Source organism: Mesorhizobium sp. M0663 (assembly GCF_040320585.1).
Classification (GTDB): Bacteria; Pseudomonadota; Alphaproteobacteria; order Rhizobiales; family Rhizobiaceae; genus Mesorhizobium.
The window spans coordinates 442,736-460,465 of record NZ_JAMYPX010000004.1 but is presented as its reverse complement, the minus strand read 5'-3'; the positions used below and the strand labels follow the sequence as shown (position 1 = coordinate 460,465).

The 17,730-nt window shown below is 63.6% G+C and carries 15 protein-coding genes; 6 read left to right on the top strand and 9 right to left on the bottom strand.

Features of this window, described 5'->3' with window-relative positions; translation table 11 throughout:
* The first annotated feature begins 92 nt into the window (after positions 1-92).
* Positions 93-1,094, top strand: coding sequence for an Ldh family oxidoreductase (locus NKI54_RS11590; protein ID WP_023676270.1), 1,002 nt, complete (start codon positions 93-95; stop codon positions 1,092-1,094).
* Between the two features lie 57 nt (positions 1,095-1,151).
* Here NKI54_RS11590 and NKI54_RS11585 read toward each other — a convergent pair whose 3' ends face one another.
* Complete coding sequence (locus tag NKI54_RS11585) at positions 1,152-1,481, bottom strand: hypothetical protein (protein WP_348625925.1); 330 nt, start codon at positions 1,479-1,481, stop codon at positions 1,152-1,154.
* A 187-nt stretch (positions 1,482-1,668) separates the two neighbouring features.
* Here NKI54_RS11585 and NKI54_RS11580 point away from each other — a divergent pair, with 187 nt between their 5' ends.
* Positions 1,669-2,643: a complex I NDUFA9 subunit family protein gene (locus tag NKI54_RS11580; RefSeq protein ID WP_023676268.1), complete on the top strand. Its 975-nt coding sequence runs from the start codon at positions 1,669-1,671 to the stop codon at positions 2,641-2,643.
* A gap of 21 nt (positions 2,644-2,664) precedes the next feature.
* On the opposite strand, the gene NKI54_RS11575 is transcribed toward NKI54_RS11580, so the two are convergent.
* Positions 2,665-4,038, bottom strand: a complete 1,374-nt coding sequence (locus tag NKI54_RS11575) for a cytochrome P450 (RefSeq protein ID WP_352634954.1) — start codon at positions 4,036-4,038, stop codon at positions 2,665-2,667.
* Positions 4,039-4,222: 184 nt separating this feature from the next.
* Here NKI54_RS11575 and NKI54_RS11570 point away from each other — a divergent pair, with 184 nt between their 5' ends.
* The 4 genes from NKI54_RS11570 to NKI54_RS11555 all read left to right on the top strand — a co-directional run bounded on the left by NKI54_RS11570 (position 4,223) and on the right by NKI54_RS11555 (position 11,298).
* A complete protein-coding gene (locus tag NKI54_RS11570) occupies positions 4,223-4,792 on the top strand; it encodes an NADPH-dependent FMN reductase (protein ID WP_023676267.1) in 570 nt (189 codons plus the stop codon).
* Positions 4,793-4,850: 58 nt separating this feature from the next.
* Positions 4,851-7,517 (top strand): caspase family protein, encoded by a 2,667-nt coding sequence (locus tag NKI54_RS11565; RefSeq protein WP_352634952.1) that lies wholly within the window; start codon positions 4,851-4,853, stop codon positions 7,515-7,517.
* 146 nt (positions 7,518-7,663) lie between these two features.
* Positions 7,664-10,135, top strand: a complete 2,472-nt coding sequence (gene gyrB, locus NKI54_RS11560) for a DNA topoisomerase (ATP-hydrolyzing) subunit B (protein WP_352453677.1) — start codon at positions 7,664-7,666, stop codon at positions 10,133-10,135.
* Positions 10,136-10,380: 245 nt separating this feature from the next.
* Positions 10,381-11,298 (top strand): hypothetical protein, encoded by a 918-nt coding sequence (locus tag NKI54_RS11555; RefSeq protein WP_352634950.1) that lies wholly within the window; start codon positions 10,381-10,383, stop codon positions 11,296-11,298.
* Between the two features lie 99 nt (positions 11,299-11,397).
* On the opposite strand, the gene NKI54_RS11550 is transcribed toward NKI54_RS11555, so the two are convergent.
* From NKI54_RS11550 to NKI54_RS11520, 7 genes are all read right to left on the bottom strand, one after another.
* The gene (locus tag NKI54_RS11550) at positions 11,398-12,918 is read right to left on the bottom strand and encodes a hypothetical protein (protein WP_352634948.1); all 1,521 of its coding nucleotides are present in this window, start codon (positions 12,916-12,918) and stop codon (positions 11,398-11,400) included.
* Positions 12,919-13,010: 92 nt separating this feature from the next.
* Complete coding sequence (locus NKI54_RS11545; RefSeq protein WP_352454727.1) at positions 13,011-14,408, bottom strand: NAD(P)(+) transhydrogenase (Re/Si-specific) subunit beta; 1,398 nt, start codon at positions 14,406-14,408, stop codon at positions 13,011-13,013.
* A 6-nt stretch (positions 14,409-14,414) separates the two neighbouring features.
* Positions 14,415-14,837, bottom strand: coding sequence for an NAD(P) transhydrogenase subunit alpha part 2 (locus NKI54_RS11540; RefSeq protein ID WP_502898217.1), 423 nt, complete (start codon positions 14,835-14,837; stop codon positions 14,415-14,417).
* The gene (locus tag NKI54_RS11535; protein ID WP_352578573.1) at positions 14,837-16,111 is read right to left on the bottom strand and encodes a Re/Si-specific NAD(P)(+) transhydrogenase subunit alpha; all 1,275 of its coding nucleotides are present in this window, start codon (positions 16,109-16,111) and stop codon (positions 14,837-14,839) included. The genes NKI54_RS11540 and NKI54_RS11535 overlap by 1 nt, the downstream gene beginning before the upstream one ends.
* 81 nt (positions 16,112-16,192) lie before the next feature.
* Entirely contained in the window at positions 16,193-16,417 is a 225-nt protein-coding gene (locus NKI54_RS11530; RefSeq protein ID WP_352522521.1) for an aa3-type cytochrome c oxidase subunit IV, read from the bottom strand.
* A 173-nt stretch (positions 16,418-16,590) separates the two neighbouring features.
* Positions 16,591-16,740 (bottom strand): DUF3096 domain-containing protein, encoded by a 150-nt coding sequence (locus NKI54_RS11525; RefSeq protein WP_013528205.1) that lies wholly within the window; start codon positions 16,738-16,740, stop codon positions 16,591-16,593.
* Between the two features lie 119 nt (positions 16,741-16,859).
* The gene (locus NKI54_RS11520) at positions 16,860-17,642 is read right to left on the bottom strand and encodes an N-acyl amino acid synthase FeeM domain-containing protein (protein ID WP_023676258.1); all 783 of its coding nucleotides are present in this window, start codon (positions 17,640-17,642) and stop codon (positions 16,860-16,862) included.
* Positions 17,643-17,730 lie beyond the last annotated feature (88 nt).

Here is a 17,730-nt window from a genome sequence, read left to right as displayed (position 1 = left end):
TAGTGAGTAGCCCGTAGTGTTACCGGCTAAGTCCCACTCACCATTCACTATTCACCATTCACCCATTCCCTCAGATATCCATGGCAATCACAATGCAACTCAGTCTCGACCAGGCGACAGGGCTGTGCCGGATGGCCGCACTTGGCGCCGGCGCCAACGAAGAGGCGGCGCAGTCGCTGGCTGCCTCGATCGTCGCGGCTGAGGCGGAAGGACTGTCGACCGTCGGGCTGTCGCATTTCATCGATTATCTCGAAGCGCTGGAAGCCGGCCGTATCGACGGCAACGCCGATCCGGTGATCACCAGGCCGGCGCTCGCGGTCTATCTTTCCGATGCGCGCGGCGGCTTAGCGCATACCGGTTTCGACCGCACGATCGATGACCTCGCCAAGGCGGCGCGGCTGTTCGGCGTCGCCATCTTTTCGCAGAAGAATGCTTATACGTGCGGCGCGCTCGGCTATTTCACCGGACGGCTGGCCGCGCAGGGATTGGTGTCGTTCGCCGCCACCAACGGCCCGGCCGTGCTTGCCGGCTCGGGCTCGGTCAAGCCGGTCTACTGCACCAACCCGATGTCCTTTGCGGCACCCGCCGCGGACGGGGCGGCGCTGGTCATCGACCAGTCGTCGAGCGCCACCGCCTTCGTCAACATCCGCAAGGCGGCCGAGGACGGCAAGAAGATACCCGAAGGCTGGGCACTGGATGCCAGCGGCAATCCGACCACGGACCCGGCAGCTGCCATGAAGGGCGCCATGCTTGCCTTCGGCGGCCAGCGCGGCGCCAACATCGCGCTGATGGTCGAGGTGCTGGCTGCGGGCCTGTCGGGCGCCAACTGGTCGCTCGATGCGCCATGGTTCAGCGGCGGGCCGGACAGTCCGGGGACCGGCCTGTTCGTGCTTGCCGTCGAGCCCAAGCTGCTCGATCCGGACTTCGAAAAGCGGATGAAGGATCAGCTCGACCGGCTGCGGCGGCGCTATGGCGTGCATGTGCCGGGGCGTGCCCGGGCCGAGGCCGCGGAGAAGGCGGCGGCGCGCGGCATAAGCGCGCCGAAAGCCGTGGTGCAACGCATTTCCGAATTCGCCGCGCGCTATTCGTCCTGAAGAAATTCGTTTGTCCGATGAGCGGCTGACGAGGCCGGCCGATCCGGCAGCGCGAGCCTACTTCCCGCAATGATGATCGTTGATCGCGTTCACCGCATTCGCGTCCGGTCCTACCCTGTTGTAGGAGCAGGGTTCGGCGGCCGTCGTGAGCAGGTGGTTGTCATAGTAGCGCGGGCCACCGAACAGAATGTCGATGATGTCGCCGTTGGCAGGAACGTAGCGTTCGGGTTGCGCTTGGTGGTGATGCCGGTTTGCCGCGAATGCCGAGGCACCCATGCTGCAGCCTGTTGCGAAAGCCAGAGCGAAGATCGCAACGCATTTTGTCGTCATCGGCAATATCCTCCATTCGGAATCAAACCATACATCTAAAATCGCCGGCCGGAACAAAGGTTCCTGTTCCTAATGGCGTTGCCGTAAAGCCGGGCCTCGGCGGCGTTTTCTGCCATTTCGAACGGATCCGGAAAATCATGCTTCAACAGTGCCGGGCGACCTATGGTCGCCCTTTGCCTTTGGCGCGAAACCGACTATGAAACGGCTTCAATCAAGCCATCTGGATAGCCCGCCGGAGCCAGCCATGACCGAAATCCTTCAGACCCCAAAGCTCGTCGTCGTTTTCGGCGGCTCCGGCTTTGTCGGTCGTCATGTCGTGCGGGCGCTGGCCAAGCGCGGCTACCGCATCCGGGTCGCCTGCCGTCGGCCCGATCTCGCCGGCCATTTGCAACCGCTTGGCAATGTCGGGCAGATCCAGCCGGTGCAGGCCAATGTCCGGGTGCGCTGGTCGGTCGACCGCGCCGTGCAAGGCGCCGACCATGTCGTCAATCTGGTGGCGATCGCGCATGAGGCCGGCCGGCAGAAATTTACTGCCGTCCACGAGTTCGGCGCGCGCGCTATTGCCGAAGCGGCGCGCGCCGTCGGCGCCGGCCTCACCCACATCTCGGCTCTGGGAGCGGACCTCCACGCGCAATCGGACTACGCGCGTACCAAGGCGCTCGGCGAAAAGGCCGTTCTTGAGACGGTCCAAGACGCCGTGATCTTGCGGCCATCGATCAATTTCGGGCCGGAGGACGGTTTCTTCAACCGCTTTGCCAACATGGCCCGTTTTTCCCCAGTGCTGCCGCTGATCGGCGGCGGGCAGACGAAATTCCAGCCGGTCTATGTCGGCGACGTCGCCGAAGCGGTGGCGCACTCGGTCGACGGCAAGGTCCAGGGCGGCCGGATCTATGAACTCGGCGGGCCGCAGGTGCTTACCTTCAAGGAATGCATGCAAGAGCTGCTTGTCATCATCGAACGCAAGCGGTTTTTGCTGCCCGTGCCATGGTGGCTGGCGAACCTCCAGGCATCAATTCTCGGGCTGCTGCCCAATCCGTTGTTGACCAAGGACCAGGTCCTGCTGTTGCGCCAGCACAATGTCGTGTCGGATGCCGCCGTCAAGGACAACAGGACGCTCGCCGGCCTCGGTATCCAGCCGCGTTCGATCGGAACCATCCTGCCAAGCTATCTCTGGCGCTACCGCGCCGCCGGCCAGTTCCAACGCAAGTCCGCCGCATAACACGAGCGGACGTGCGGTTGCCTACGAGCCGCGCCGGGTGACCTGCATCGGCAGGCCGCCTTGCGGCTGCGTCGTCAGCTTCTGCACCGGCCAGGGGCGGGTTTCCGCGGTGGCGTCGAAACGGTAGCGCGACAGCATGATCGCCAACGCGATGATCGCCTCCTGCATGGCGAAGCTGGCGCCGATGCAGACGCGGGGGCCGGCGCCGAACGGCAAATACTGGAAACGATCGATCTTTTCGCGGTTTCCCGGATGGAAGCGTTCCGGCATGAAAGCGTCGGGCCGGTCCCACAATTTCCGATGGCGGTGGACGACCCACGGCATCACCAGCACCGCGGCACGTCGCGGTATGTAGAGGCCGTTCCAGGTTTCGGGCTCGATCGGTTCGCGGTTGATCGACGGCGCCGGCGGATAGAGCCTGAGCGCCTCGTCGAAGGCGGCGCGGGTGAGCGGCATGGCGTCGAGCCATTTCGTCGGGTCGGGCTCACGCGCCAACACCGCATCGATCTCGTGCTCGATCTTTTCGCGCTCCCACGGCGCTTCGGCAAGGCAGTAGAGCGTCCAGCCGAGCGCCCTGGCCGTAGTCTCGTGGCCGGCACCGATGAAGGTGATGATGTTGTCCTCGACCTCGGCCCGGGTCAGCCCGCCCGGTCCCTCCGCCTTCAACAGCAGCGTGAGAAAATCCTGCGGCACGGTGTCCGGAGCGCGCCTCAGCCGCGCCTCGCGCATCTGCACCGTGTCGGTGACGATCTTGCGGAAGTAGGCCATGGTCTTGCGGCCGCGGATGCGGGTCAGGCGCGGCAGCCAGTCGGGCGCACGCAAAAGGTCGAGCGGATCGACCCGGCCCATGGTCTCGAACAGGCGGTCGATCTCCTTGGCGAAGCTACCGGGCTCGCCCGATATCTCGCCCGAAAACAGTGTCTCGGCCAGGATGTCGAAGGTGAGCAGCGTCATGTCGTGGGCGATGTCCGACGTGCCACCTTGCTCGTAACGGGTGACGAATTCGAGCGTGCGTTTCAGCATCGGCTCGGCGAAGCCGAAGATGTGGCGCGGCGTGAACACCGGCGCCATCGCCTTGCGCGAACGCCGCCACACTTCGCCTTCGGCGGTAAGCAGGCCGTCGCGCAGGATTGGCCGCAATATCTTCTGACGCACCGTCGCCATCTTGTAGTTCTTGGCGTTATCGACGAGCACATGGCGGATGAGGCCGGGATCGTTGGCGATGACTAGCGGCCCGCCGACGCCGGTCACCGAAATCCAGGGCTCGTTATAGGTCGGCTCGCCCCACAGTTCGAGCGGATTGCGGTAGACGATGCGGATCATCTCCAGCGTCGAGGGCGGCGCTGTGCGCGGCTTCGGCGCCGGCGGGACGAAGGGAACGGGCTGACTGTCCATGGCTTGCTCCGCTGACACCTCAATGTAGTGGCGGGCAAGGCAGGCGTCCATGTGACCGGACGACAAGGCGAAGCATCCGCTCTCTGGAATGTGACCGGGGCACCGGAAAGTGCCTGCTTGCTGTGTCCGGCTGCGTGTCTTAGGTGGCAGCACCACAGATGCCACTAACCGGCGGGAGCCTGCCTTGAAGCACCAGTTGAACGTCATCATCGGCAGCACGCGGCCGGGCCGCGCCGGGCCGGTTTTCGCAAATTGGCTGGAGAGCTTTGCGCGCGAGCACGGCAAATTCGAGCCGGTGCTCACCGACATCGCGGCCTTCAACCTGCCGGTGCTGGACGAGCCGCATCATCCGAGACTGGGCAAATACGAAAACAGCCACACGAAAGCCTGGTCGAAGGCAATCGACGCCGCCGACGCATTCGTCTTCGTGGCGCCGGAATACAATTATTTCGCCGCCCCCGCGATCGTCAACGCGGTCGACTACCTGCTCAGGGAATGGCGATACAAGCCGGCCGCCATTCTCAGCTATGGCGGTGTCTCCGGCGGCTTGCGAGCGGCGCAGGCGGTCAAACCGTTGCTGACCTCCGTCGGCGTCATGCCGATTCCGGAAGGCGTGGCGCTGCCGATGTACCAGAAGCTGCTCGACGAGACCGGCGCCTTCCTGCCCAGCGAGCAGGTGCTCGGCGGGGCCAGGACCATGCTGGACGAGTTGTTCCGCTGGAGCGAAGCGCTGAAGCCGATGCGGGTCGGCTGACAACGCGAACGGCCGAGCTTGCCGATGCCATAACTTGCTCATGCCATAAAGAGATGGAATGCTCCGGCAAATGACCGGGCCGGGGCGGTTCGATTTGCGTTTTCTGTTTGCCTTGCTGCTGATCCTCTCGACGGCCTCCGCTGCCATGGCGGAGCGACGCGTTGCGTTGATCATCGCCGAGAACGACTATCGGCTGATCCGGCCGCTCGCCAATCCCGTCAATGACGGTGAGGTCATGGAAACGGTGCTGAGGAAGCTTGGTTTCGAGGTCTTCCTCGAAACCAACCGCGACCTGCGGCGCATGCGCCGGGCGCTCGACGATTTCCGCGAGGATGCCAAAGGCGCCGACGTGGCACTGGTGTTCTTCTCCGGCCACGGCGTCGAGATAGCCGGCGAGAATCGGCTCCTGCCGGTCGATGCAGACGCGTTGTCGCTCGCTACGCTGGAAAGGACCAGCCTGCCGCTGGAGGAGATCCGCGCGACCGTCGCCGCCACCAGCAAGGTCGGACTGATCGTGCTCGATGCCTGCCGCAGCGATCCGTTTGCGGCTACGGGCCGCGAAGGCCGCGGCGCAACGGCGCTGGTAAAAGAGGTCAGCGACAAGATCCGGCCGGGTCTTGGCCGCATCGGGCGGGCAGAAAACATCCTGTTTGCCTTCTCGGCGGCACCCGGCGAGACCGCCGCGGATGGGACGGGCCAGAATTCGCCGTTTACCGCGGCGCTGACGAAATACCTCGGCACCGAAGGTCTCGAGATCCGCTCCGTGCTGACGCTCGTGCAGCAGGAGGTCTACGACCTCTCGCGCGGTAAGCAATTGCCCTATGTCGAGAGCGGCCTGCCGCAGCTGTTCTTTGCCGCCTCGGCCAAGGAGAAATTGCCGGAGCGCGAACGCTTGTTGCTGGCCATGGCCGAGGTGACGCCTCAGATGCGCGGCGAGGTGGAGAAGATCGCCAGCGACGCCAACATGCCGCTGGCACCGCTCTATGGCGCGTTGATCAGTTCCGATACCGGCCACCTCTCCGCTGACAGTCTGAACGCCAGGCTGCGTGAGGCAGCCGACGCCTTCGTCAAGGTGCGGAGCGAAATGCAGACGCTTGGATCCGACGATCTGCGGGTGGCAGCGTTGCGCCGGCAGGCCGAAGAGCAGCTTTCGCTGGGAGCGTTCGATGCCGCGCGTAAAAAGCTCGCCGAGGCAGCCGAGATCGACAATGTCTCGCGCAACGCGCTGAAGGCCAATTTCGTCAGCCGCACGCTCTCCGAAGCCGCGACGCGCTATCTGTCCGGCGGGGCGGCGCGCGCCGACCTCGACTACGCCACAGCCATCAGGGACTATGAGTCCGTGCTCGCGCTTTATGGCGAAGCCGGACAGGTGGTGCTGTCGCTCGACGACGCCGACCGCTTGATCCGCACGCTGGACGAGCTCGGCAAGCTCTATACCACGGTCGGCAATATCGATGCGGCCGGCCGTGCCTTCGAGGCGCTGCAAGCCGATCTCGAGCGGCGGTCGCATCATGAAACCGATCCCAACGTGAAGCGCGACTTCGCCGTCAGCCACGTCAAGCTCGGCAACGTGCGGATGGCGCAAGGCAATCTGCCGTCAGCGCTGCAGAATTATGAGACCGCCAAGACCATTCTGCAGGGCCTGACCGAGGCGGAACCGGACAATCTGGAGTGGTTCGGCGACCTCGCCATGGCCGACGACAAGATCGGCAACGTATTGGCGACGCAAGGCGATCTGGCCGGCGCCGCAGAGGTCTACCAGGAAAGCCTGTCGATCAAGAAGCAGCTCGCCGCCGGAGAGCCCGACCTTGCCGAACTACAGCGCGACCTGACCATCACCTACGATGAGATCGGTCACCTTGCCCATATCGCAGGCCAACTGGACAACGCACAGGCGGCCTATGAAGAGAGCCTGAAGGTGCGGCTGGCGCTGGCGGCGGACAAACCGGGAGACGCCGACCGGCAGCGTGACGTCTCGGTCAGCCACGATACGATAGGCGACCTGCTGCGCGAACGCGGCGACGCCGCCGGGGCGCTGGCGGCCTACAAGGAAGGTCTGGCGATCGTAAAGCAACTGGCGAAACGCGATCCGGACGACACCGAGTTGAAGCGCGACCTGTCGGTCGGCAACGCCAAGATCGGCAATGCGCTGAGCGACCAGCAGAATTGGCCGGCGGCACTTTCGGCTTATCGTGAGGCACTTTCGCAGGCCAGCGCGCTCGCCGCCGGCGACCCGAACAACACCGAATGGCAGCGCGACCTGTCCGTGTGCATCGAGAAAGTCGCCGGCGTCCTGGCGATACAGGGCGACCACAAAGGCGCGCTGAAAGCCTATCTGGACAGCTACGCGATTGCGCAGAGGCTGGCCAAGCTCGATCCCGCCAATTCCGACTGGCAGCGGGACTTGTCGATAACGCTGTCCGAAGTCGCCACGCTGCGCCTCAGGCAGCGCGACGTCAGGGGCGCCCGGCAAGCCCTTCAGGACAGCCTGGCCATTCGCGAGAAACTTGCCCGGTCCGATCCGGACAACGCCACCTGGCAGCGCGACCTGGTGGTCGCCTATATCGACTACGCCCAAGTCGCAAAGGACCCGAAGGCTGTGCTTTCCAAGGCGCTCGACATGACGCTCGAGCTCGACCGGAGCGGGCGGTTGGCACCGCGCCACAAGTTCATGATCAAGTTTTTACGTGAGCGGCTGGCCAGGATCGAAGCCAGGCGCCGGTAGCCGGCTCACGCGATGGTCATTCCGTTCCGAAATGCCTGCAAACCTTGGAAAAACCGCCTTTTGCGCCTATATCTACGACATTAGAAATGCGCGATTCGAAGCCGATTTTTCGCGCTCTGCACACGGCATCAATCAGACAGGTTTTCATGAGCGACCAGACCGACATCGCCAACGGCGTTGAAGCCGAATACGGCGCCGATTCCATCAAGGTTTTGAAGGGCTTGGATGCCGTTCGCAAGCGGCCGGGCATGTATATCGGCGATACCGACGACGGCTCGGGCCTGCACCACATGGTCTATGAAGTCGTCGACAACGCCATCGACGAAGCACTGGCCGGCCATGCCGACCTGGTGACGGTGACGCTCAATCCGGACGGATCGGTGACGGTCATCGACAATGGCCGCGGCATTCCTACCGATATCCACACCGGCGAAGGCATTTCGGCGGCCGAAGTGATCATGACGCAGCTGCATGCCGGAGGCAAGTTCGACCAGAACTCCTACAAGGTGTCAGGCGGCCTGCACGGCGTCGGCGTGTCGGTCGTCAACGCCCTGTCGGCCTGGCTGAAACTGAAGATCCGCCGCAACGGCCAGATCTACGAGATGAGTTTCACACATGGCAATGCCGACGCGCCGCTGCGCATCACCGGCAGTTATGAACAAGACAAGGTCCCCGGCACCTACGAAGGGCGCAGTGGCAGCGAAATCACGTTTTTGCCGTCGTCCGAGACTTTCACCATGGTCGAATTCGACTACGGTACGCTGGAGCATCGGCTGCGCGAGCTCGCCTTCCTGAACTCCGGCGTGCGCATCGTTTTGACCGATGCCCGCCATGCCGACATCGTGCGCCATGAACTGCACTACGATGGCGGGCTGGAAGAGTTCGTCCGATATCTCGACCGGACGAAGAAGCCGTTGCTCGACAAGCCGATCTCGATCCGCGCCGAGCGCGACGGCATCACGGTCGAAGTCGCCATGTGGTGGAACGACAGCTACCATGAAAACGTGCTGGCCTTCACCAACAACATCCCGCAACGCGACGGCGGCACGCATCTGGCAGGCTTCCGCGGTGCGCTGACGCGCCAGATAACCGGCTATGGCGACTCCTCGGGCCTGACCAAGAAGGAAAAAGTGGCGCTGATCGGCGATGATTGCCGCGAAGGGCTGACCGCGGTGCTGTCGGTCAAGGTTCCCGACCCGAAATTCTCCTCGCAGACCAAGGACAAGCTGGTGTCGTCCGAGGTCCGCCCGGTGGTCGAAGGGCTTGTCAACGAAGCGCTCGGCACCTGGCTCGAGGAGCACCCGACCGAGGGCAAGGCGGTCATCGAGAAGGTCATCCAGGCCGCTGCCGCGCGCGAAGCCGCGCGCAAGGCACGCGACATCACCCGCAAGAGTTCGCTCGGCGTCACCTCGCTGCCCGGCAAGCTGGCCGATTGCCAGGAGCGCGATCCGGCGAAATCCGAGATCTTTATCGTCGAGGGCGACAGCGCCGGCGGCTCGGCCAAGGGCGGCCGTTCGCGCCAGAACCAGGCCATTCTTCCGCTGCGCGGCAAGATCCTCAATGTCGAGCGCGCCCGCTTCGACCGCATGCTCGGCTCCGACATGATCGGCACGCTGATCACCGCGCTCGGCACCTCGATCGGCAAGGACGAGTTCAACGCCGACAAGCTGCGCTACCACAAGATCATCCTGATGACCGACGCCGATGTCGACGGCGCCCACATCCGCACCTTGCTGCTGACCTTCTTCTTCCGCCAGATGCCGGAATTGATCGAACGCGGTCATCTCTACATCGCGCAGCCGCCGCTCTACAAGGTGACGCGCGGGAAGAGCTCGCAATACATCAAGGACGAAGCCGCCTTCGAGGAATTCCTGATCGGCTCCGGGCTGGAAGAAGCGTCGCTTGCGCTCAGCACAGGCGAGGTGCGGGCCGGGCAGGACCTGCGCAGTGCCATCGACGACGCCTTGGCTGTCCGCCAGCTCATCAACGGATTGCACACGCGCTATAACAGAGGCGTGGTCGAGCAGGCAGCGATTGCCGGCGCGCTCAACCCGGAGATCTTCACCGACCTCCGCCGCGCCAACGAGACGGCCGAGCGTGTTGCCCGTCGTCTCGACATTATCGCCGAGGATACCGAGCGCGGCTGGATCGGCCGCATGTCGACCTCGAACGAGGGCATTGGCGGCTATGTCTTCGAGCGAACGGTGCGCAGCGTCAAGGAGTTCGCGCATCTCGACCTGGCGCTGATCAATTCCGCCGACGCACGCCAGCTCGACCGCTATGCGCCGCGCCTGGCGGAAATCTACGGCGAGCCGCCGGTGCTGCGCCGCAAGGATGTCTCGGAAACCATTTCGGGGCCGCTGGCACTGCTCAACGCCGTGTTTGCCACCGGCCGCAAGGGCCTGACCATGCAGCGCTACAAGGGCCTTGGCGAAATGAACGCCGAGCAGCTCTGGGAAACGACGCTCGACCCGAATGTGCGCTCGCTGTTACAGGTCAAGGTCAATGACGCGACTGATGCGGACAGCTTGTTTTCACGGCTGATGGGCGACGAGGTCGAGCCAAGGCGCGAATTCATCCAGGAAAACGCGCTGTCGGTTGCCAATCTGGACATCTGAGCCGCCATCCAGATACCCAGCCAGCAGGCATGAAGTGTATTGGTGCGCCTTGGCGCACCAATACGACTGCTGCAACGCAACAAAGATCACCAGGACCGCCGGAACGGAAAGGCTTTCAAGGCATTGTAGTTGATCACAATCGCCGCAGGAGGCATCCATGGGACGTGGCATTTTGCTCTGGCTTCTCGGAGTCCCAATTCCGATCATTATTCTGATCATGCTGTTCGCGCGGTAGGGAGGCTTCGATGCAGTCCACCGTAACAGCTGTCGACGTTTCCGCCCCGACGGAATCCGCTTCCACTGCTGTCAGCTGGGGGCCAATCGTCGCCGGCGCCTTTGCTGCGTCAACGCTTACCTTCATCTTGATGCTGCTCGGCTCCGGGCTTGGTCTGAGCATGGTGTCGCCATGGTCCGGCTCGGGTGCGTCAGTCACCACTTTCGCCGTTTCCACCGCCGTCTGGCTGATCGTCGTGCAGTGGCTGTCGTCGGCCCTGGGCGGCTACCTCGCCGGACGCCTGCGCACCAAATGGGTCGGCATCCACACCGATGAAGTCTTCTTCCGCGATACCGCTCACGGCTTCCTGGCCTGGGCGCTGGCGACGCTGCTCGTCGCCGGCGTGCTCGGCACGGCGCTTTCGGCCGCGATAGGTACCGGTGTCCAGGCTGCTTCGACTGTGGCATCGGGCGCGGCAATGGGCGCTTCGGCAGGTGCTGCTGCAAACGCGGGTAGCGCCTCGACTGACAACGCCACATCGTATTTCGTCGATACGCTGTTCCGCCCGGCCGATCCGACAAGGCTCGCTGCCGCCAATCCGGAGAGCGACGCCGCGGCAACGGCGCAGGCATCGCGCATTCTAATCGCGAGTGCCGCAGCAGGCGAAATATCGGCCGACGACAAGACCTATCTGTCGCGGCTGGTGGCCGCCCGCACAGGCCTGTCCGAAGCGGATGCCACCGCTCGCGTCGATACGGTAATCGCCAGAGCGCAGGACGCCAAGGTCAAGGCCCAGCAGGCGGCCGACACCGCCAGAAAGGCAGGCGCCACCTTCTCGCTGATTGGCGCGCTGTCGCTGGTCGTCGGGGCCTTCATTGCCAGCGCGGCTGCAGCACTTGGCGGCAGGCAGCGCGACGACGAGGAAGCGATTTTCCTGACCAATCGTTGATCGGTGACTAAGCGAACTCGGTCCGCTTCGGGAAGATTACGCCCGAAGGGGACCTTGCTTTGAACTGCCGCCGCGGCATTGTCGTGCGCTGCTCGCCGCCTACAGCTCAGCTTCCAGTTTGCGGCCGAGATCGACCGCATCGCGCAGCACGGCAAGGTGCGAGCGCGGCTGTACGCCGGCCGGCGCGTTGACCTCGACGCCGCTCGCCGTCAGCGACCAGTAGAGCCTGTGCGTGAAGACGCGGCCGCCCGAGCCGCGCAGCTCGACCTGGATGTTTTCCACGCCGGGACCAAAATTTTCCGTCATCCGCCCTGAAATCGGGTCGCCGGTCAGCCAGCCATTGCCCCTGTCGAAAATATTGGTCCAGCGCGTCGCGGCAAACACCGCGCCATGATGCACCGCCCGCTGCGGCTTGCCGGAATGGCTGCGCCCTTCCTGGTAGAGCATGGTCCCGCCCGCCGCCCTGTCGGCAATCGGCGGGCATGCCGAAAACAGGCGCTCGGCGATGCCGCGCCTGAATTCGGCGAGGTTGTAGGTCACCAGAAATTCGCTGTGGGTCAGCGGACTGCCGAGTGTGACGAAATCGCTGATCTTCCACGGCAGCGGATGATCGGCGTCGCCGACGCGAAGCTGCCGGTAGAGCTCCCATTGGCTGCGCCGGAATGCGGGGAGGTCATCGAGGCTGTCGGGCCAAGCGGAGGCATCGGCGGCCAGCGTCGCCTTGTCGACGGCGTGGATCGCCTTCAGCCTCGCTTTGTCGCGAATGGCTTCCAACTTTCTAGGCCTGAAATCGGCCCACAATATCTGCAACAGATCATAGGCGATGATCGACCCGAGGCTGTGCGAGACCAGCACGATGCGGTCATAGGCATCGTCCATCATGAGACGCTTCAGCAGCTTGAGGCCACGCTCGCGGACCAGCGCCCGCTTCTCGACCGTTGCCGCTTCGGCCCGCACATAGGCGGCGACGTCGCCGAAATAAGGCAAGCCAAACTGGTCCACCGACCAGATGACGAACGACGCCAGAACCGTGACAAGCACACCGGTCGTCCAGGAGATGTAGCCTTGCCAGGTCGACGTTGCGAGCGCCAGCGCCGCGCCGAGGACGACGATGGTGGCCAAAAGCGTGACGACATAGAGTTTGAGCACATCGCGCGGAATATCGGCCGGCTTGCGCCAGAGCAGGGTCGTCACCCAGGCAGCAAGGCGGCTTCGGGTCGTGCCCTGGGTGATGTCGGCCCAGTAAAGCTCGTAGAAATCGGTGCGGCGGCCATCGACATCATAGGGCGTGGTGATCCGGCGGAGTTCGTGCGAATTGGTCCGGCTGTCGGGCGTGATCCAGCTCTGGTTGATCTTCGCACCCATCGGGTCGGCCGGATCGGGGACATGGGCATAGAACGGTGCCCGGGCCGGATCGTGGCTCCATACGGCCTGGACAAACTCCCTCAACGTGTCCATGGGCCGCTGCTCGCCCATGCCGTGCACGACCACTACCGCCTGGCTGCGCTTGCGTGGCGCCTTCTCTGCTGCGGTCAGATCGGCGGCCGGCGATGCAGCAGAACCAGGGTCGGGCACCAGCACCTCCACGATGACTCCGTTAGCAAGACGACGGGTCGGCATCGTAGCTTCAGAACCGGTAACAGCCAAGAAAAAGCCCGGCGCGGAGCCTGGCTGTATTCGACGATCGGCAGTGAGTTGGCAGCGACGCCGTTTCAGTGATCCATCGCTTTGACGATCTCCTCGGTCATCTTCTTGGCGTCGCCGAGCAGCATCATGGTGCCGTCCTTGTAGAACAGCGTGTTGTCGATGCCGGCATAGCCGGAGCCGAGCGAGCGCTTGACGAACAGGCAGGTGCGCGCCTTGTCGACGTCGAGAATTGGCATGCCGTAGATAGGTGAGGACTTGTCGTCACGAGCCGAGGGATTGGTGACGTCATTGGCCCCGATGACATAGGCGACGTCGGCCTGCGCGAACTCAGAGTTGATGTCCTCCAGCTCGAACACTTCGTCATAAGGCACGTTGGCTTCGGCCAAGAGCACGTTCATGTGCCCGGGCATGCGGCCGGCAACCGGGTGGATGGCGTATTTGACGTCGACGCCGTTGGCCTTGAGCTTGTCGGCCATCTCGCGCAGCGCGTGCTGCGCCTGGGCGACGGCCATGCCGTAGCCCGGCACGATGATGACCTTTTGCGCATTCATCATCAGATAGGCGGCATCCTCGGCCGAGCCCTGCTTGACCGTGCGCTCGATGCCGTCGTTGGCAATGGCTGATGTCTCGCCGCCGAAGCCGCCGAGGATGACCGAGATGAAGCTCCGGTTCATGCCTTTGCACATGATGTAAGACAGGATGGCGCCCGACGAGCCGACCAGCGCGCCGGTGATGATCAGCGCCAGATTGCCGAGCGTGAAGCCCAGGGCGGCCGCGGCCCAGCCCGAATAGGAATTCAGCATCGACACGACCACCGGCATATCGGCGCCACCGATCGGGATGATGAGAAGCACACCCAGCACCAGCGAGGCGGCAACGATCAGCCAGAACACCACCTTGGACTCGGCGGTGACGAGCAGCACGATCAGCACGATCAGCGCAATGCCAAGGGCCGCGTTGATGAAGTGGCGGCCACCGATCATGATCGGCTTGCCCGACATGCGGCCGTCGAGCTTCAAAAAGGCGATGACCGAGCCGGTGAAGGTGATGGCACCTATGGCAACGCCGAGGCTCATCTCGATCAGTGCCTGGGCATGAATATCGGCGACGGTGCCGATGCCGAAGCTTTCCGGTGCATAGATGGCGGCGGCCGCCACCATGACCGCGGCAAGACCGACCAGCGAGTGGAAGGCGGCGACCAGCTGCGGCATCGAGGTCATGGCAATGCGCCGTGCCGTGACCGCACCGGCCGAGCCGCCTATCAGCAGCCCGAGCACTATGAGGCCGAAGCGCCCGGCCGAAGGGGTCGCCAGCGCCAGCGTCGTGGCGATGGCGATGCCCATGCCGATCATGCCGTACATGTTGCCCTGGCGGCTGGTGGTCGGATGCGACAGGCCGCGCAATGCCAGGATGAACAGTATGCCGGAGACCAGATAGAGAAAGGAGGCGAAGTTGGCGTTCATAGCGGCCTACTTTTCCTTCTTCTTGTACATGGCCAGCATGCGCTGGGTGACGAGGAAACCGCCGAAGATGTTGACCGATACCAGCATCAGCGCAACGAAGCCGAAGCCGGTGGCGATGCCCGAGGCCGAGATGCCGACGGCCAGCAACGCACCGACGACGATGACGGAGGAAATGGCGTTGGTGACCGCCATCAGCGGCGTGTGCAGTGCCGGCGTGACGGACCACACGACGTAGTAGCCGACGAAGATCGCCAGGACAAAGATGGCGAAGCGAAAGACGAAGGGATCGATGGCACCGCCGGACAGCGCGTGAGCGGCGTCACCCGCCGCCTCGGTGCCGGGCGCGGCCGCCAGGTTCTGCACCGCGAGCCGCACGGCAGCTGTCGCCTCGTCGAGCTGGTCGAGGGCTTTCTGCAGGGTCTGGTCCATCACGCGATCCCTCCGGTGGTCTTGGGCTTCCTCGAAGCGGCCGTTTTCTTCGCAGCCGGCTTCGCCGAAGCCTCGGCAACCATCGTCCTGGCCGGAATGGCCGGTGGTTCGACATATTGGCCCTTTGGCGGCTCCTGCTCAGCCTTTGCGAAAGCCGGATGCACGATCTTGCCAGCATCGGTCAGCATCGTCGCCTTGACCAGTTCGTCGTCGTGGTTGATGGCAAGCGTCTTCGCCGCCTTGTCGACCAGCGTCTCGAGGAAGGCATAGAGGTTCCTGGCATAGAGAAGCGAAGCGGAGGCGGCGACGCGACCGGGAACGTTGAGATGGCCGACGATCTTTACCCCGTTGGCCGTGGTCACCACCTTGCCGGCTTCGGCGCCCTCGACATTGCCGCCGCGCTCGACCGCGAGGTCGACGATCACAGAGCCGGGTTTCATCGAGGCGACCATCGCCGCCGAGACCAGCTTCGGCGCCGGACGGCCGGGGATCAGCGCGGTGGTGATGACGATGTCCTGCTTGGCGATGTGCTCGGCGGTCAACGCCGCCTGCTTGGCCTGATACTCCTTTGACATTTCCTTGGCGTAGCCGCCGGCCGTCTCGGCCGCCTTGAACTCCTCGTCCTCGACCGCCAGGAATTTTGCGCCGAGCGAGGCAACCTGCTCCTTGGCGGCCGGGCGCACATCGGTGGCGGTGACCACGGCGCCGAGGCGGCGCGCGGTGGCGATGGCCTGCAGACCGGCGACGCCGACGCCCATGATGAAGGCCTTCGCCGCCGGTACCGTGCCGGCGGCCGTCATCATCATCGGCAGTGCCCGGTCATATTCGGCAGCCGCGTCGACCACTGCCTGATAGCCGGCGAGGTTCGCCTGGCTGGACAGGACGTCCATCGACTGGGCACGGGTGATGCGCGGCATGAACTCCATGGAAAAGGCAGTAACACCAACCTTGGCCAGCGCGGCGACGGCAGCATCGTTGCCATATGGATCCATGATGGCAATGACGGCAGTGCCCGGCCGATAGGCTTTCAGCTCGGCATCGCTCGGCCGGCGCACCTTCAGCACGACATCAGCCCTGGAAACATCGCCGGCCTTGCCGATCGCGGCGCCGGCCTTGGCAAACTCCTCGTCGGGAATGCGCGAAGCAGTGCCTGCGCCGGCTTCGACGACCACGCCGAAACCCAGCGCCGCCAGCCGTTTCACCGTGTCGGGCGAGGCCGCGACGCGCGGCTCGTTCGCGTCGAGCTCACGAGGGATGAAAACCGTCTGTCCCACCGCATGATCCTTTCGGCCGGAACCCGTTACCCAAGACGCCGGCCGGCCACCGGCGGCGCCCTCGACAAAGGTTGGAGGAGTCTATCGGAGAATAAAGGCGCCGACGGCCAGGATCAGCACGAACAGGATAGTCCCCGAGAAGAAGCCGCCCACAAAGAAGCCGAACGCCATGGCCAGAAGCACGGCGGCGCAAAATAGCGACCCATATTTGGCCAGCATCACAAAGCCGGCATAGGTGCGGTCGTGCTCGGCATAGTCCATCTTCGCGCCCAGTTCGACAGGACCGGTCGGCGTGTGTTCAGCCATAGGAATACCCCTTCGAAGACATCTTTCAGGCACATAGCGAAAAGCCGCGTTAAGGGCAATGGCGCTATTGCCGCATCGCCGCAGCCAACAATCTCAAGCAAAACTTGAAATCGCTGCGCGAAGCGCGGCGATACCAATCCCAATGGATGGCAGGTCCGCTATTGCCGATGTCGTTAGCCGGCGAGATGCGGGAACAGACCGAGCAGGCCGACAACGATCAGATAAAGGGCGACGATATAATTGAGCAGCCGCGGCATCACCAGGATCAGCACGCCTGCAATCAGCGAGATAAGCGGGGTAAGGGCGAGCGTGGAAATGGTCATATCGGTTCCTTTGATCGGATCGCTATCGAAGCGATGCTTGGCGGATGCCGGCAATGCCGACCTACCACCAGCACCCTTGCCCAGAACGCCGAAGCGACCGGAAGGCTCCATGGGCTCGTTCAGGCGGCTTCGCGAAAATACTTGGCGGTGGGCAGGATGGTCAGCGGGGCGAGTTCGCCGGCACCGGGCGTATCGAACAACATGCGCTGCTCCATTGGCGTCGAACGGAAGAACGGAAAGCGAGCGTAGGTTTCATTCTTGATCGCCAGGACATCGGCTTGATAAAGCAGCGCGAAACAGTTGATCACGCCGGCATAGGGCCGCGCATCGCCAATCGGTCGCGCCCGATAGATGCGCTTGTAGAAAGCCGCATGGTCCTCGCGGATCATGGATATGCAATAAGGCGCGCCGAAATGGAAGCAAGCCATGCCCGCAAGGCGCAGCGTCACATACGGGATCTGCGGGTAAAGCCGTGACCATTCGGCGTCCACGGCAAAACGGCTCGGGTCGATAAAGACTTCGCCGGCCGCCAGACGCGGCATCAACAAGTCCTTGTAGACGCTGAGCGCTGGTGATGTGGCGTTATCAGCAGACACGTTATGCAGGCGCATTGTGCTGACCAGCCGCCCCTCGATGTAGATTCCGAACGTATGGCAATTGGGCAGTTCGTCAAATTCGTCATGGACCTGACGGGACGCATTCTCGGGCACCAGATCGTTCATCCGATAGGAATTGTAGCGCAGCCTGTAAATGCTTTCGAAGTCCTCGCCGCTTTCACAGCGTCGGTACTCCGTCCGGTCAAGCAGCGCATAAACATGTTGCGCGAAGCTGGACATGGTCTCGGACGCATCTTTCCCACCAGCGCCCGCCGCATGGCCGAGCGAACTCAACTGGGCACACATGAACTCTATTCCCCGCGATTACCGCCACCAGCCGACACTACGGACGGGTCATGAGATGTAAAGATGAAAATAAATAGGAGCTCGTTTA

Excerpts from the sequence above, each read along its gene's own strand:
- NKI54_RS11520 (WP_023676258.1), bottom strand. The coding sequence starts at position 17,642 with ATGTGTGCCCAGTTGAGTTCGCTCGGCCATGCGGCGGGCGCTGGTGGG.
- NKI54_RS11530 (WP_352522521.1), bottom strand. The coding sequence starts at position 16,417 with ATGGCTGAACACACGCCGACCGGTCCTGTCGAACTGGGCGCGAAGATG.
- NKI54_RS11590 (WP_023676270.1), top strand. The coding sequence starts at position 93 with ATGCAACTCAGTCTCGACCAGGCGACAGGGCTGTGCCGGATGGCCGCA.
- NKI54_RS11565 (WP_352634952.1), top strand. The coding sequence starts at position 4,851 with ATGCTCCGGCAAATGACCGGGCCGGGGCGGTTCGATTTGCGTTTTCTG.
- NKI54_RS11545 (WP_352454727.1), bottom strand. The coding sequence starts at position 14,408 with ATGAACGCCAACTTCGCCTCCTTTCTCTATCTGGTCTCCGGCATACTG.
- NKI54_RS11580 (WP_023676268.1), top strand. The coding sequence starts at position 1,669 with ATGACCGAAATCCTTCAGACCCCAAAGCTCGTCGTCGTTTTCGGCGGC.
- gyrB (WP_352453677.1), top strand. The coding sequence starts at position 7,664 with ATGAGCGACCAGACCGACATCGCCAACGGCGTTGAAGCCGAATACGGC.
- NKI54_RS11550 (WP_352634948.1), bottom strand. The coding sequence starts at position 12,918 with ATGCCGACCCGTCGTCTTGCTAACGGAGTCATCGTGGAGGTGCTGGTG.
- NKI54_RS11555 (WP_352634950.1), top strand. The coding sequence starts at position 10,381 with ATGCAGTCCACCGTAACAGCTGTCGACGTTTCCGCCCCGACGGAATCC.
- NKI54_RS11525 (WP_013528205.1), bottom strand. The coding sequence starts at position 16,740 with ATGACCATTTCCACGCTCGCCCTTACCCCGCTTATCTCGCTGATTGCA.
- NKI54_RS11540 (WP_502898217.1), bottom strand. The coding sequence starts at position 14,837 with ATGGACCAGACCCTGCAGAAAGCCCTCGACCAGCTCGACGAGGCGACA.
- NKI54_RS11575 (WP_352634954.1), bottom strand. The coding sequence starts at position 4,038 with ATGGACAGTCAGCCCGTTCCCTTCGTCCCGCCGGCGCCGAAGCCGCGC.